This window comes from Enterococcus sp. 1001283B150225_161107_E12 (genome assembly GCF_015556925.1).
Lineage (GTDB): Bacteria > Bacillota > Bacilli > Lactobacillales > Enterococcaceae > Enterococcus_B > Enterococcus_B mundtii.
The window spans coordinates 1-14053 of sequence record NZ_JADNNI010000005.1; the positions used below are offsets into that span (position 1 = coordinate 1).

Annotated in this window: 14 protein-coding genes and 1 other annotated feature; of the genes, 4 read left to right on the forward strand and 10 right to left on the reverse strand. The window is 37.6% G+C overall.

The annotated features are described in order from the left end of the window. The first annotated feature begins 700 nt into the window (after nt 1–700). From I2F89_RS05350 to serS, 3 genes are all read left to right on the forward strand, one after another. Nucleotides 701–1390, forward strand: coding sequence for a response regulator transcription factor (locus tag I2F89_RS05350; RefSeq protein ID WP_010734587.1), 690 nt, complete (start codon nt 701–703; stop codon nt 1388–1390). Further along, the gene (locus I2F89_RS05355; RefSeq protein WP_176285327.1) at nt 1377–2582 is read left to right on the forward strand and encodes a sensor histidine kinase; all 1206 of its coding nucleotides are present in this window, start codon (nt 1377–1379) and stop codon (nt 2580–2582) included. Before I2F89_RS05350 ends, I2F89_RS05355 begins: the two co-directional genes overlap by 14 nt. A gap of 25 nt (nt 2583–2607) precedes the next feature. Continuing rightward, nucleotides 2608–2820: a binding site (T-box leader), on the forward strand. Nucleotides 2821–2870: 50 nt separating this feature from the next. After that, nucleotides 2871–4142 (forward strand): serine--tRNA ligase, encoded by a 1272-nt coding sequence (gene serS, locus I2F89_RS05360; protein ID WP_074801145.1) that lies wholly within the window; start codon nt 2871–2873, stop codon nt 4140–4142. Nucleotides 4143–4211: 69 nt separating this feature from the next. Here serS and guaB read toward each other — a convergent pair whose 3' ends face one another. The 10 genes from guaB to I2F89_RS05410 form a co-directional block, all read right to left on the reverse strand. Next, complete coding sequence (gene guaB / locus I2F89_RS05365; RefSeq protein ID WP_010734584.1) at nt 4212–5696, reverse strand: IMP dehydrogenase; 1485 nt, start codon at nt 5694–5696, stop codon at nt 4212–4214. A 278-nt stretch (nt 5697–5974) separates the two neighbouring features. Next, complete coding sequence (locus tag I2F89_RS05370; RefSeq protein ID WP_195513703.1) at nt 5975–6313, reverse strand: hypothetical protein; 339 nt, start codon at nt 6311–6313, stop codon at nt 5975–5977. A 230-nt stretch (nt 6314–6543) separates the two neighbouring features. After that, nucleotides 6544–7239, reverse strand: coding sequence for a DUF1129 domain-containing protein (locus tag I2F89_RS05375; RefSeq protein ID WP_019722878.1), 696 nt, complete (start codon nt 7237–7239; stop codon nt 6544–6546). 80 nt (nt 7240–7319) lie between these two features. Further along, complete coding sequence (gene ychF, locus I2F89_RS05380; RefSeq protein ID WP_010734581.1) at nt 7320–8420, reverse strand: redox-regulated ATPase YchF; 1101 nt, start codon at nt 8418–8420, stop codon at nt 7320–7322. 8 nt (nt 8421–8428) lie between these two features. Next, complete coding sequence (locus I2F89_RS05385) at nt 8429–8620, reverse strand: DUF951 domain-containing protein (protein ID WP_010734580.1); 192 nt, start codon at nt 8618–8620, stop codon at nt 8429–8431. 18 nt (nt 8621–8638) lie between these two features. Further along, the gene (locus tag I2F89_RS05390) at nt 8639–9529 is read right to left on the reverse strand and encodes a ParB/RepB/Spo0J family partition protein (protein WP_010734579.1); all 891 of its coding nucleotides are present in this window, start codon (nt 9527–9529) and stop codon (nt 8639–8641) included. Continuing rightward, complete coding sequence (locus I2F89_RS05395) at nt 9516–10283, reverse strand: ParA family protein (RefSeq protein WP_010734578.1); 768 nt, start codon at nt 10281–10283, stop codon at nt 9516–9518. The genes I2F89_RS05390 and I2F89_RS05395 overlap by 14 nt, the downstream gene beginning before the upstream one ends. Nucleotides 10284–10294: 11 nt before the next feature. Beyond that, the gene (gene rsmG / locus I2F89_RS05400; protein WP_071868065.1) at nt 10295–11008 is read right to left on the reverse strand and encodes a 16S rRNA (guanine(527)-N(7))-methyltransferase RsmG; all 714 of its coding nucleotides are present in this window, start codon (nt 11006–11008) and stop codon (nt 10295–10297) included. 286 nt (nt 11009–11294) lie between these two features. After that, nucleotides 11295–12644, reverse strand: coding sequence for a lipase family protein (locus tag I2F89_RS05405; protein ID WP_195513705.1), 1350 nt, complete (start codon nt 12642–12644; stop codon nt 11295–11297). Further along, the gene (locus I2F89_RS05410; RefSeq protein WP_071867657.1) at nt 12644–13159 is read right to left on the reverse strand and encodes a hypothetical protein; all 516 of its coding nucleotides are present in this window, start codon (nt 13157–13159) and stop codon (nt 12644–12646) included. Before I2F89_RS05410 ends, I2F89_RS05405 begins: the two co-directional genes overlap by 1 nt. A gap of 275 nt (nt 13160–13434) precedes the next feature. On the opposite strand from I2F89_RS05410, the gene I2F89_RS05415 reads away from it, so the two are divergent. Next, nucleotides 13435–13959 (forward strand): VanZ family protein, encoded by a 525-nt coding sequence (locus I2F89_RS05415; protein WP_195513813.1) that lies wholly within the window; start codon nt 13435–13437, stop codon nt 13957–13959. Nucleotides 13960–14053: the final 94 nt, after the last annotated feature.

The window sequence follows — 14053 nt, forward strand, 5'->3', positions numbered from 1 at the left end:
TGATTGCCGTAGCAACTTTTATATCTTAGCAAACTCTCAAATGATTGTCAACTATTTTTTAAAAGTTTTTCGAACTCTTTTTTCACGAGGTCGTTTTAGCAACTCACTTATAATAACTTGTTGTTTGTTATTTGTCAATCACTTTTTTTGTCTTTTTCTTTGCGAAACTAACTTCAATCAGTGAATCACCCAAAAGCAACTTCGTTATCTTATCATGTGTCAACAAACATGTCAATCACTAATTTTAAGAATCGATTTGTTTGTTTTCCGTTCTTTCGAACAAATAATAATATACCAACATCAATTTTGAAAGTCAACTAAAAAAAGGCTGATTTATCAACATTTTTAAGAGAGTCGATCATTAAAAACAGGAAGCACAAAATCATTCGTTTTTTACGTGTTTTTTCTCCTATTTAAACTAGTTTCACTATGATAATGTTCATCTTTTCATTTGTTTGATCAAATTTCTTTTTTCTTACTATTATTGTGTAAGTGTTCTCAATTTATTACTTCGTTTAAATGATGTTTCTCCTTGATTTAAATCACTTTCTATTTTTGACTCCTCTTTTATCTTAGATTTCCCCCCTTCTCCCCCCTCTTCTTCTAAAATTTTCCTTAACAAAGCGCTGCTTTTATCTATTTATCTTTTTTTTTGCTAAAATATTAAGAGTAAACACATTAATCGATGGAGGATCTATTTATGAAAATATTAATCGCAGATGACGACAAGGAAATTGTTGAATTACTTAGTATCTACGTACACAATGAAGGCTACGAAGCAGTAAAAGCCTATGATGGAAAAGAAGCATTATCAAAAGTACGAACAATCCCTGATATTGAATTACTTATTCTAGACATCATGATGCCTGAAATGGATGGCATGCAAGTGGTCAAAGAATTAAGAAAAGAATCACAAATCCCTATCATTATGTTAACAGCGAAAACGACTGATATGGATAAAATCAAAGGGTTAGTTGCTGGTGCAGATGATTATGTGACGAAACCATTTAATCCTCTTGAGGTAATGGCTCGTGTGAAATCTTTGTTACGTCGCACAAAAATGCAAGTGACGCCGGATCAACCAGATGTCCTAGAAGTAAATGCCTTGATCATCAATAAAGACTCACATGAAGTCAAAACAATCGATGGAAAAGAAATCCAACTGACTGCCTTAGAATTTGGTATTCTATATCTTCTTGCAAGTCATCCTAACCATGTATTCAGTGCAGATGAAATCTTTGAGCGTGTCTGGAAACAAGAAAGTATTGTCTCTGCTAAAACAGTAATGGTTCATGTTAGTCATTTAAGAGACAAGATCGAAGAAGCAACAGGTGGAGAAAAAGTCATTCAAACCGTTTGGGGAGTGGGCTATAAAATTGATGCAAGATAAAAAAGTGATCGAAAAACGACGCCGGATCAATCTGACATCTAAAGAAATCAGTGAATTATTAGCAGAAGGAATCATTACGATCATCCTTCTGCTTCTATTGAATGTAGCGATGTTGGTCATTATCAGTTCGATCATCAGTAGTTCACCTTCTTTGACAAATGCTATTTGGGATTCTAAAAATATTTTTGCCCAGCGTTTAGATAGTGATTTGTTTTGGAATGGTCGAAACTTTATTTTTCCTGTTTTCTTTCTATTAGATGTTGGTGTATTATACTGGCGATTGATTCGTCGCTACCGACAAATGCAATTACGACATATTATTAGCGAATTGCATTATATCGCTAATGGCAATTATGACCATCGTATCCCTTTCGAATTAAGTGGCGATCTTAGTCGTGTAGTCAAAAGTATCAATGGCTTAGTGGATAGTACGGTGGCGGCGATTGAAGATGAACGTAAAATTGAAAAATCAAAAGACGAACTGATTACAAACGTCAGTCATGATATTCGCACACCTTTAACATCAATTATTGGCTATTTAGGCCTTATTGAAGATGGTCAGTACCAAACAGAAGAAGATCTGTTGAAATATACCCATACTGCTTATGTCAAAGCAAAACAAATGAAATCATTGGTAGAAGATCTGTTCGAGTATACCAAGGTACGTCAGCCGGCGGTTCCTGTGAATTTTTCTGCATTTGATTTGATCCAATTGATTGAACAATTAGCAGCTGATTTTGAACTAGAAGCTTCTAAAAAGGATATCCAAATTTTTGTTGAATCTCCAATCAATTCACTGATCATGGATGGTGATACCGAAAAGTTAGTTCGCGTATTCAATAATTTATTAACGAATGCCCTAAAATATGGCAAAGGAGCTACTAAAATCATCATTGAAATTGAACAACTTGGTTCAGAAGTCATCGTTGTTGTCAAAAACAATGGTACCATGATTCCCCAACAAGCCATTGACAATCTATTTGATCGATTTTACCGCGTGGAAGAATCCCGTTCACAAGAAACTGGCGGAACAGGGCTTGGTCTAGCCATTGCACAAAGTATCGTAGCATTACATGGTGGCTATATCTATGCGAAGTCAGATCAAGATTGGACGTCTTTTATCATGCATTTCCCGCTTAAAAAAAATGAAAAGTTAGTCGGCAATCTGACAGAACATATTGACGGAAACTAAATTTTTCGCTATTCTTAGGATACAAATAAAAGAAAACAGTGAACCCAGTACATTTTATTTTTTTCAAGAGAGCTGATGGTTGGTGCAAATCAGTAAAAAATAATTTCGAAGTTCCAGTTCACCTATTGTGCCTTTCGAAATAAGAAAGGTCGGTAACAGCCGTTATCTGTTTACAAGTGCAGTCTCAGTAGACTGAACTTGGGTGGTACCGCGAAACTCAAACCAGTTCGTCCCAAGATATTTCTTTGGATGAGCTGGTTTTTTTTATACAAAAAAGGAGGAAAAGAAATGTTAGATATTAAAATGATCCGTCAAAATGTTGATTATGTACAAGAAAAATTAACGTCACGTGGCGTTAAAAAAGAAATCTTAGCGGAGTTTGTGGAGTTAGATGAATCTCGTAGAAAATTGTTGGTTGAAAGTGAAGAATTGAAAAAATATCGTAATGATGTATCTGCTGAAATTGCCCAATTAAAGCGTAATAAAGAAGATGCAACTGCGAAGATCGCTGAAATGAAAGAAGTCGGTGGGAAAATCAAAGCACTAGATGAAGAAGTTGCACAAGTTGATGAAAAATTACAACAAATCGCTACAACTCTCCCAAATTTGCCTCATGACACTGTGCCGGTGGGTAAAGATGAAGAGGATAACGTGGAAGCTCGTCGTTGGAGTGAACCTCGTCAATTTGCTTTTGAACCAAAACCTCACTGGGAAATTGCTGAAAATCTAGGTATTCTTGATTTTGAACGTGGGGCAAAAGTATCAGGAAGCCGCTTTGTTTACTATAAAGGATTAGGTGCTCGCTTAGAACGTGCCCTTTATAATTTTATGTTAGATCAACACGTCTATGAACATGGCTATACTGAAATGATGACACCTTACGCTGTCAACAGCCAAGCCATGTTTGGTACTGGTCAATTTCCTAAATTTAAAGAAGATGTTTTCCAATTAGCTGATACAGATTTAACCTTGATCCCAACAGCCGAAGTTCCTTTAACAAACTACTACAGCAATGAAATCTTAGCAAAAGAAGATTTACCTGTTTACTTCACTGCACTTAGCCCAGCATTCCGTTCAGAAGCAGGTAGTGCCGGTCGTGATACTCGTGGATTGATTCGTCTTCATCAGTTCAATAAAGTAGAAATGGTGAAATTCGCTGATGCAGAACATTCATATGAAGAACTTGAAAAAATGACCGCTGACGCAGAGGACATTTTGAAGAAACTACATTTACCTTACCGTGTTATGACATTATCAACTGGAGATATGGGCTTCTCAGCAGCGAAAACGTACGATTTAGAAGTATGGATCCCTGCACAAGATACGTATCGTGAAATCAGTTCTTGCTCAAACTGTGAAGATTTCCAAGCGCGCCGTGCGATGATCCGTTACCGAGATGCTGATGGAAAAATCCATTATGCACATACATTAAATGGTTCTGGTTTAGCAGTTGGCCGTACGGTTGCTGCCATCCTTGAAAACTATCAAAATGAAGATGGTTCAGTCACAGTTCCAGAAGTACTCGTGCCTTACATGGGGAACCTAAAAGTAATCAAATAAACAATAAAGCAGCTAAGTGATTCGTTGGCACGAATTGCTTAGCTGCTTTTTTATGATCAAAAAGTTTGATTATGATTCTACAGAATAGTTTGGTGCTTCTTTCGTAATTTGTACATCATGCGGATGAGATTCTTTCAGCCCACTGCCACTCATTTGAATGAACTGTGCATCATCTCTTAATTGTTTTAGGTTTGCTGATCCAACATAACCCATCCCTGATTTTAAACCACCAATCATTTGGAAGAGAATGTCTGCCACGCTTCCTTTGTACGCTACGCGGCCTTCAATACCTTCTGGCACTAACTTATTGGCTTCATTCGTGCCACCTTGGAAGTAACGGTCTTTTGATCCTTTTTCCATGGCGCCTAATGAACCCATTCCACGATATGTCTTGAAGCGACGACCTTGATAGATTTCAAATTCACCTGGAGATTCATCAGTACCTGCCAACATACTACCTAACATGACCGCATGTCCACCCGCTGCTAAAGCTTTGACGATATCACCAGAATATTTAATCCCACCATCTGCAATAATGGTTTTTCCATATTGGCGTGCAACTGAAGCTGCATCGTAAATAGCTGTTAATTGAGGAACACCCACACCCGCAACCACACGTGTCGTACAAATCGAACCTGGTCCGATACCTACTTTCACCACGTCAACACCTACATCGTATAAAGCTTTTGTTGCTTCTGCTGTTGCTACATTACCAGCAATCAATGTTGCATCTTTAAATGTGGTACGAATTTCTTGGATTTTACGGATCACACCTGCGCTATGTCCATGCGCCGTATCAATGACAATGGCATCTGCGCCAGCATCAAGTAAAGCTTGTGCACGTTCAAATGTGTCGCTAGTGACACCAACTGCGGCAGCTACCAACAAACGACCATGTTCATCTTTTGCTGCATTTGGAAACTCGATCACTTTTTCGATATCTTTGATCGTGATCAAACCACTTAATCGACCTGCATCATCAACGATCGGTAGTTTTTCGATTTTATGTTGTTGTAAGATTTTTTCTGCATCTTTTAGAGAAGTGCCTACTGGGGCTGTTACTAAGTTTTCTTTTGTCATGACTTCACTGATTTCGATATGGAAGTCTGTAACAAAACGCATATCACGGTTTGTAATGATTCCTACTAATTTGCGGTTTTCCAATGTTTCAACGATTGGCACACCACTGATACGGTATCTGCTCATCAATTCTTCAGCGTCTGCGACCAAGTGTTGTGGTGTCAAGAAGAATGGGTCAATGATTACGCCACTTTCAGAACGTTTCACTTTACGTACTTCATCTGCTTGTTCGCTGATTGTCATGTTTTTATGGATGACACCTAGGCCACCCTGTCTTGCCATAGCAATCGCCATTTTGCTGTCAGTAACTGTATCCATACTTGCACTGATGATAGGAATATTCAATTTGATATTTTTTGCTAATTGTACACTCATATCCACTTCGTTTGGTAACACGTGACTTTCTGCTGGTATCAATAAGACATCATCAAAAGTAAATCCTTTTTTCGTGAACTTTGTTTCCCAGTTGGACATTTTTAGTACCACTCCTCTTGTTTAGTTTATCTACTAAAATAATCGATTTTCTTTTGTAAGTCAACAACTTCTACTAATCCCTTGTTTTTTCTAAGGAACTACTCAGTGAATCCTAAAAAAAAGAACGTACCAGCATAATGAAGCGTCTCCTAATATTTGATCAAAATCAAATATTAGTTAGCGCTTTCGTCTTACACTGCACGTTCTTTTTTCTTACTCAATATTTTTACTAAACTGAAACGAGTACACTTCAAGAAAGAAAAGATGCGATTCACTTTTCAAACATTTGCTTCGATCGATTCTTTGATCTTTTCAATCTCATTCAAATAATATAGTTTATAGGGAATGCTTAAGCCTTTTTTCTTCGTCTCTTCGTCAAGATACTTTTCATCGACATCTGTATACACAAATAAATCAGCAGTTAGTGTCTTCGGCTTTCTTGTATTATAGCTAATGAAATCCAGCTCGATTTCTGGCCCTAAAACAGACCGCATTTCTTTTTGAAACTTTCTTCCATGCCCAAGAATAAATTGTCCAGTTTTGATTCCGGCATAACCAAAAAGAGGCACTCCGTCAGCATTGATAGAAAATATCCATTTGACTTTTTTCATATTCATTCACCCCTCCTCGTTTAACTATCTTGCTCAACATGTTTTTTAATATCAGTGATTGTCTCTTTTCTTTGATAGTAACACTATTTTTTATAATAATAAAAAATAATCTTTCAATCTCATGATTGCCTTTGTGAGATGGATAGAAGATAAAAAAAAGAATGTGCCAGCATGACGCTGCACATTCTTTTTTTATTTATCTTCTCGTAAGTCACATAATTTCTAGGTCCAATGAACTATCTTCTTGGAACAGAAAGGCTGCCAACGATGCCATATTTTTTCTTTAAGTAGTAACGCAACGCAAGAGCCGCTGCACCGATGATGATGATCACCACTGGATCTAATAATGGGTTAACAATTGGTGGCAATAAGGTTGTTGCTGAAAAAGCAATGACCCATATCAATGTCGTTCCACCTAGAATCAACAAGGTTTTACCCATCCCTGGTTTTTTACTGCGATCAGCACCTGGATACTCGTATTGGTAAATATACTTGTACATCAAGTAAAAGACCCATCCACCAATAGCTGAACCTAGTACAAGTGTGGTGATTCCATAAGCAGGCGTTGTTTCACGTGAAAACAATCCAGTGATTGCGATCATGACACTCAATAATCCGAGTAAGAGTAATGTATTGTCCAACCACATTAACGTTGGCGTCGAAGAAGTTTTCACTTCAACCGGTTTATTGATGATTGCTTCTGTTCTTTCAGATACCGTTCCAAATAATTGGCGGGCTGTTTTCCCACCTTTTTGTTCGGATACTAAAACGGGTAACATCTCATGCAAAGCCGTTACTTTTTCTTCTTCTGATAAATTCGCTGCTTCTAGCGACTTCTTTAAGTCAAAAATATATTGTTGATTACGTTTTGTTAGTTGTTCTTCTAACTGCGCATTTTCTTTTACGATTTCGCGTAACTGTTCTGCTTCCATTATTTTACAGTCCTCCTTAGACGCTGACGGTTGTCACAAAAGACATTTTAACATATCACATACACCGTATGATAGCCTTTTTATACATTAAAACGGAATAACATAACGTCGCCATCTTGAACGACATAGTCTTTCCCTTCCAAACGCACACGTCCTGCTTCTTTCGCTGCGTGCATCGTACCGTATTGGTCTAAATCTTCAAAAGAGACTGTTTCTGCACGGATAAAGCCACGTTCAAAATCGGTATGGATGATTCCTGCAGCTTGTGGCGCTTTGATTCCTTTTTTGAACGTCCACGCACGAACTTCTTGTTCACCTGCTGTAAAGTATGTTGCTAATCCTAATAGGTCATACGCCGCACGAATCAATTGATCCAACCCTGACTCTTCAATGCCTAATGCTTCAAGAAACTCTGCTTTATCTTCGTCGTCCAGCTCAGCAATTTCTTCTTCTGCTCTGGCGCTAACGACAATAACTTCTGCGTTTTCTTCTGCAGCAAAATTGCGGACTGCTTGAACATATTCATTCGCATCTGCATTTGCTACTTCATCTTCTGCCACATTCGCAACATACAAGATCGGTTTAGTTGTTAACAAGAATAAAGATTTAACGATTTTTTGTTCTTCTTCTGTAAATTCGATCGAACGTGCTGAACGTCCATCTTCTAATACTGGTTTGATTTTCTCCAACACCGCTAATTCAGCGACTGCATCTTTATCTTTTGTTTTTGCAATTTTTGCCACACGTGTATAGCGCTTCGTCACTGACTCTAAATCTGCTAAGACAAGCTCTAGATTGATCGTATCAATATCTGCTAAAGGATCGACGCGTCCTTCTACGTGTGTGATGTTGTCATCGTCAAAACAACGAACAACATGACAGATTGCATCTACTTGGCGAATATGACTTAAAAATTGGTTTCCTAATCCTTCACCTTTACTTGCACCCTTAACGATTCCAGCAATGTCTGTAAATTCAAAGGTTGTTGGTACAGTTTTCTTTGGTTTTACTAATTCTGTTAAACGTTGTAAACGCCAATCAGGTACTTCAACCATTCCAATATTTGGATCAATAGTCGCAAAAGGATAGTTGGCAGCCTCTGCTCCCGCCTTTGTAATTGCATTGAACAAAGTTGATTTTCCTACGTTGGGTAAACCCACAATTCCAGCAGTTAATGCCATAAATTCATTCACTCTTTCTCTACATTTTTTTCAAGTACTTTTTTCATTTTTTTCTCAAATTCTCGACGGGTCATCATCACGATATGACCGCAATTCATACATTTGATTTTGATATCAGCGCCCATTCGGATGATTTCCCAACGGTTCGTTTGACAAGCATGAGGTTTTTTCATTTCTACGATATCATGTAAGTCGTACATAACATAGCCTCCCTCTGTTTATTCTTCATCAAATTGAATATTTAGAATATCAAGAATTCTAGTTAAATCATTTTGTGAAAGATATTCGATTTCGATTTTACCTTTCCCATTCTTTTCTTGGATGGCGACACTTGTTCCAAATTTATCCATCAAGCGATCTTCACTCTCACGGATATAATACGGTTTTTCCTTCGCTAAACGTGGGATTTTTTTCTTTTCTTGCCCATCATTTTGATTCAGCTCGGAAACGATCTGCTCTAATTGTCGAACCGTTAGATTTTCTGTTACGACACGATTGGCTAATTTTAATATCAATTGTTTATTTTTTAATCCAAGTAACGTACGAGCTTGTCCCATAGATAATCGTTGATCTTGGACCATTTCTTTCACTAAATCAGGCAATGTCAATAAACGCAAATAGTTTGCGATATAAGGACGACTTTTCCCTAAACGACTTGCGACTTCAGCTTGTGTCAACTTTAAGTTCTTCATCAACATCTCATAAGCTTCTGCTTCTTCTAAAGGATTCAAGTCTTCACGTTGTAAGTTTTCTAAAACTGCAACTTGCATCATCGCTTCTTCGTCGAAATCCCTGACAATTGCAGGAATTGTTTCTTTGCCAGCTAACTTAGACGCCCGGAAACGACGTTCACCTGCGATGATCTCATACCCTTTCACCGATGAACGACGAACAATGATCGGTTGAAAGACACCGGAGTACTCGATCGAGTTCGCTAATTCTTGCAATGATACTTCTTCAAATGTTTTACGTGGTTGATACGGATTAGGACGCAATTCGTTTAGTGGCAACTGAATAACAGTTTCATCTTTCACGTTGACTGTTTCTAAATTTTCCAAATCTTGAAACAGCGCGTCGATTCCCCGACCTAGTCCTTTACTTTTCTTCACGATCGACCACTTCCTTTGCTAATGCTTGATACACTTCAGCGCCTCTGGAACGCGGATCATAATCAATGATAGGTTTTCCATGACTTGGTGCTTCTGACAAACGAATGTTTCGAGGAATCACTGTGTCATACACTTTTTCACGGAAATACTTCCGTACTTCTTCTACCACTTCATTCCCTAGATTCGTTCGAGCGTCATACATCGTCAATAATACCCCTTCGATTTCCAATTCAGGATTGAAGTGTTTTTGTACCAAGCGAACAGTATTCAGTAGTTGACTTAACCCTTCTAACGCATAGTACTCACACTGCACAGGGATCAAAATCGAATCACTTGCAGTAAATGAGTTGATGGTTAGATGACCTAAAGATGGCGGGCAATCAATTAAAATGTAGTCATACTGATCGTTGACTTCAGCCAGTGAACTTTTTAAACGTGATTCTCTTGCCATCATTGAGGTCAATTCAATCTCCGCTCCCGCTAATTGAAGAGTGGCAGGCACAATACTCAAGTTTTCATGTTCAGTAGCAATTGTCGCTTCAGCAATTGGTAACTCATTGACTAATACATCATAAATATCTTGTGTCACATCAGGTTTACGAATGCCTACTCCGCTAGTGGCATTTCCTTGTGCATCCATATCTACTAGCAACACTTGTTTACCTAAACTTGCTAAACAAGCACCTAGATTTACAGTTGTCGTTGTTTTACCAACGCCGCCTTTTTGATTTGCAACGGATATAATTTGTGCCATCTCTTCTCCTCCTACTTGATTGGTTGCTTATTCGGCAACCCAGGTTTTCTTGGATACTTCTTCGGTGTTGGTTTCTTTTTCTGTATGATCAGAATGTGGCGTTTGTCCGAGATTTTAGGTAGTTCGATTGCTTGCTCACCAATAAATTTACCACCTAATTGCGCAATCGCTGGTTTCGCTTCTGCCAATTCTTCTTCACTTTTCGCAGCTTTCAGTGCATAGAAATAACCCTCTTGTTTCACTAATGGTAAACACAGTTCCGTCAATACATTCAAACGTGCCACTGCACGAGCAGTCACAAAATCAAATGATGCACGGAATTGCGGATTTTGTCCAAATGTTTCTGCACGATCATGATAAAGAGACGCATCGATTTCTAATTGATTCGTTAACTCAGTTAAAAAAGTGATTCGCTTATTCAAGGAATCAACAATCGTTATTTGTAACTCAGGAAAAGCAATTTTTAAAGGAATACTTGGGAACCCAGCTCCTGAGCCGACGTCACATAAAGTCAGGCCATTTGAAAAATCAACATCAAATGCCAACGTCAATGAATCATAAAAGTGTTTTAAGTAAACTTCTTCTCGATCAGTGATCGCCGTCAAATTCATTTTTTCATTCCACTCCACTAATAAATGAAAATAACGGTCAAACTGCGCCATTTGCTTATCCGATAAATGAATGTCTTTTTCTGCCAAGACTTGGCGAAATTCTTCTGGTGTCATAATTTGTCCTTTCATTGTGAAACAGCTAATTGTTTCACAGAATCTCTTCCTACTTTAACGCAAAATGAGTCGAGTTGCAATCTTTCTATATATAAATTTAAAGGAGGTTATGCCAAATTTGGAAGTAGGTAAATCCTACGTCTAAAATAAAAAAATAATCAGCCCCCGGACAACACAAAAAGAGTGTTCTGCCCATTGCTCACACTCCTTTATTTTCTATTATTTAGTTAGACAACAGTCACTTCTCAATTGGGCTTTTATCGATCGTTCACTTTTGTAGCAAGTGTTAGAACAATTGATTCGCTAATTCTTTGTCACGTGCCACCATTTCATTGATTTTTTGGGTAATTTCATCGGCGAGTGTTTGAAACTGTTCTGACATCTGATCAATTTGGCGGATCTTATCTCTAAATTCCTGTGTCGGTTCATCGACGATCTCCCATTTCGTACAACCAACTTCGGCTAATGTTTCAATCACCTCGTTATAGGTCAAATGGGGCGTATAATTACGTATTCTCCCCAACCAGTCATTCCATAAGTCTTCCAACTCAGTGATCCCGTTTTGGTAAATCACACGAACATTTCCCATTGCCTCATCAAATTTACTTGCTACTGTCTGTACTACAGCTAATGCTTGGCTATCCTCTAAATAAATTTTTTCTGACCGAGAAAGTCCGTCGCCACTTGCAGTCAGCTTCTGCCGTAACTCTTTTAATGTCAAGAATTCTTTGATTTGAACCTTGAGCCACTCATTTTCTTCTTTCAAACGCTTGATTTCATCTAGCGTATGCTCACCACTGACTGCTAGTAATTTGATCATTGCTTCGTTTTCCAAAAGTGTTTGTTGCCACAAAGTTGGGGCTAACAAGATACTTCCATTACCATCTACGTATACAATGATCTGGTCATGCTTATCGATATAATTTCCCTCTTCATCCGTTCTGAATTGATCCAGCGAATGTCCAAATGTTTCCCAGCCCGAATTGTCGATTCCAAAACTATTGATTGGAAGCATCCCTTTCCCACCAGTGAAAAGCCCACTCGTGACGACATCCGAAGTGTCGTAGATATTGATCAGGGTACCGTTGTGATTATCAAATAATGCTTGTGCAAGCCCTGGTCCTGCCGCGCCGTACGTCACACTGTCATAACCATTGAGCCCTGCGACAAAAAGTGCTTTAGCGCCACCTAATGAGTGCCCTGTCGTTGAGATCGTATAGCCAGCTGATTTGGGATACTGCTTTTCAATTTCACGGGCATAGTTTAAAGCGGAGACAAATGCGCCATCTGGATGTTTATTACTTCGACCAATTTCCTCAAGGTTAGTATGCCAATCTTTGAGCGAAGTCGTGCCAGCATAGGCAATCGTCAGGTTTTTGGTGATGACGGAGTCGGGGAAGCCATTGACTTTCTTTAGCTCTTCATCATCAAATGTCTTATACCGATCCTTAAGTTCAGCAACAACCATTGCCTGCGTACTGTTTTTCTTTGGTTTAGATTCATTACCTATTTTATCTTTATCTGTATTTAAAGTTCCTATAACGATATGGTTTGTTCCAAGAGGTTTATCGCCATAATTTACCTTGCCACTTTCTAATTGATATATAAATTCAGATAAGTATCTATTTTGATCCATTAATTTATTCCTCCTGTATAATAAACAATTTGATCATCTGAGATATCAATCCCTTTTTCTTCCTTTCTTTCATTAATAAAATAAGGTCCTTGACCTCTGCCACTAGTTATTCTGTAAATAAACTTATCTGTTTCTGCAGATCTTGTGTTTAACAATACTTCTTCTTGATAAACATCATTAACTGTGAAATAGATGACTAATGAATTCATCGGACTAACCGAATATCCAGTAAATTCTATCTTCTCAATATCCGAATACTCTCTGATACTCAACATTTTTTCTAAATATTCTTCCGTTGTTATTCCTTCTTCTTTTTGATATTCTTCTACGATTTCCTTTTGTTTCTCACTATCTCTCGTATAAATTCGATAGTTATTGTACACATAATTCGCCAGATCTTTCTGTATTTCCAGCAATTCTTGGTGATCTTCTTCCCTTTTATCCATATGCATCTTCCCTCCGACTCCTCCTAAAATAATGATTACTAACACACCTAACCAATGCCGTTTTTTCATAGATCCTCCTTTCAGTTAGCTACTATTTTTGTCAATGCTTCACAATAAGATACGTATACTTCATTTTATTCTGCGATCACATTTCAATATCAAGTTATTTTATGTATACTTATAGAGAGAAAGACAAGTGTTGTGACGTATGTTCATCTATACAGATCATCTCAATTTATTATAACAAAAATAAGGAGGTTTTTTAGATCGGAATAAAAATAAAATTGTTATTTTTTAAATTTTTAATGCTACTTTCTTGCCTACTTTTTTCTCGATGGTTTTTCATGCGTTATCTCTATTATTATTCTATTACGCTTTTTCCACCATCTGGCCCTGTCGACTTCTGGTTTCCTTTCTTCTTAGTGATAATCATTACGTTATTCCTTTATGTCAGTCTTCACTGTGCTTTCACAAGAAACATTTATTGGGAATGGCTGATCTTTTTTTCTTTACTCTACATCACCTTTCTCATTTATTTACTTTTCTTAAAAAATATCGGGATACGAGGCGTAGAATTTCAATTATTTTCATGGGTGAAGGATTTGATTTATGGTGATCCAATGATTGTTCTGTTTAATATTTTACTGTTTCTACCTCTAGGCTGGTTTTTACCATTAAGTTGGAAGAATACTATCTTAGTCATTTCATCTGTCATAGGCATTGAATGGATTCAATATTTCTTTTACCTAGGCATCTTTGATTTAGGGGATGTTTTTGTAAATACTTGTGGGTTTCTTATTGGTGCATGTATAAATAGGTGGCTGATCAGTCGATTGGATATTCAGGTTTCTTCTTTTTTACATAAGTGATTTACTCTATGTTCTTGCTAATAAAAAAACAGCCGACGAATCAATCATTCGTCAGCTGTTTTTTTATTTAGTGCTTTATTTAAGCAGATATTTC

Bases quoted from the DNA above. Each gene is read 5' to 3' on its own strand.
- I2F89_RS05350 (WP_010734587.1), top strand. From the start codon at position 701: ATGAAAATATTAATCGCAGATGACGACAAGGAAATTGTTGAATTACTT.
- serS (WP_074801145.1), top strand. From the start codon at position 2,871: ATGTTAGATATTAAAATGATCCGTCAAAATGTTGATTATGTACAAGAA.
- guaB (WP_010734584.1), bottom strand. From the start codon at position 5,696: ATGTCCAACTGGGAAACAAAGTTCACGAAAAAAGGATTTACTTTTGAT.
- I2F89_RS05370 (WP_195513703.1), bottom strand. From the start codon at position 6,313: ATGAATATGAAAAAAGTCAAATGGATATTTTCTATCAATGCTGACGGA.
- I2F89_RS05375 (WP_019722878.1), bottom strand. From the start codon at position 7,239: ATGGAAGCAGAACAGTTACGCGAAATCGTAAAAGAAAATGCGCAGTTA.
- ychF (WP_010734581.1), bottom strand. From the start codon at position 8,420: ATGGCATTAACTGCTGGAATTGTGGGTTTACCCAACGTAGGAAAATCA.
- I2F89_RS05385 (WP_010734580.1), bottom strand. From the start codon at position 8,620: ATGTACGACTTACATGATATCGTAGAAATGAAAAAACCTCATGCTTGT.
- I2F89_RS05395 (WP_010734578.1), bottom strand. From the start codon at position 10,283: ATGGCACAAATTATATCCGTTGCAAATCAAAAAGGCGGCGTTGGTAAA.
- rsmG (WP_071868065.1), bottom strand. From the start codon at position 11,008: ATGACACCAGAAGAATTTCGCCAAGTCTTGGCAGAAAAAGACATTCAT.
- I2F89_RS05405 (WP_195513705.1), bottom strand. From the start codon at position 12,644: ATGGATCAAAATAGATACTTATCTGAATTTATATATCAATTAGAAAGT.
- I2F89_RS05410 (WP_071867657.1), bottom strand. From the start codon at position 13,159: ATGAAAAAACGGCATTGGTTAGGTGTGTTAGTAATCATTATTTTAGGA.
- I2F89_RS05415 (WP_195513813.1), top strand. From the start codon at position 13,435: ATGCGTTATCTCTATTATTATTCTATTACGCTTTTTCCACCATCTGGC.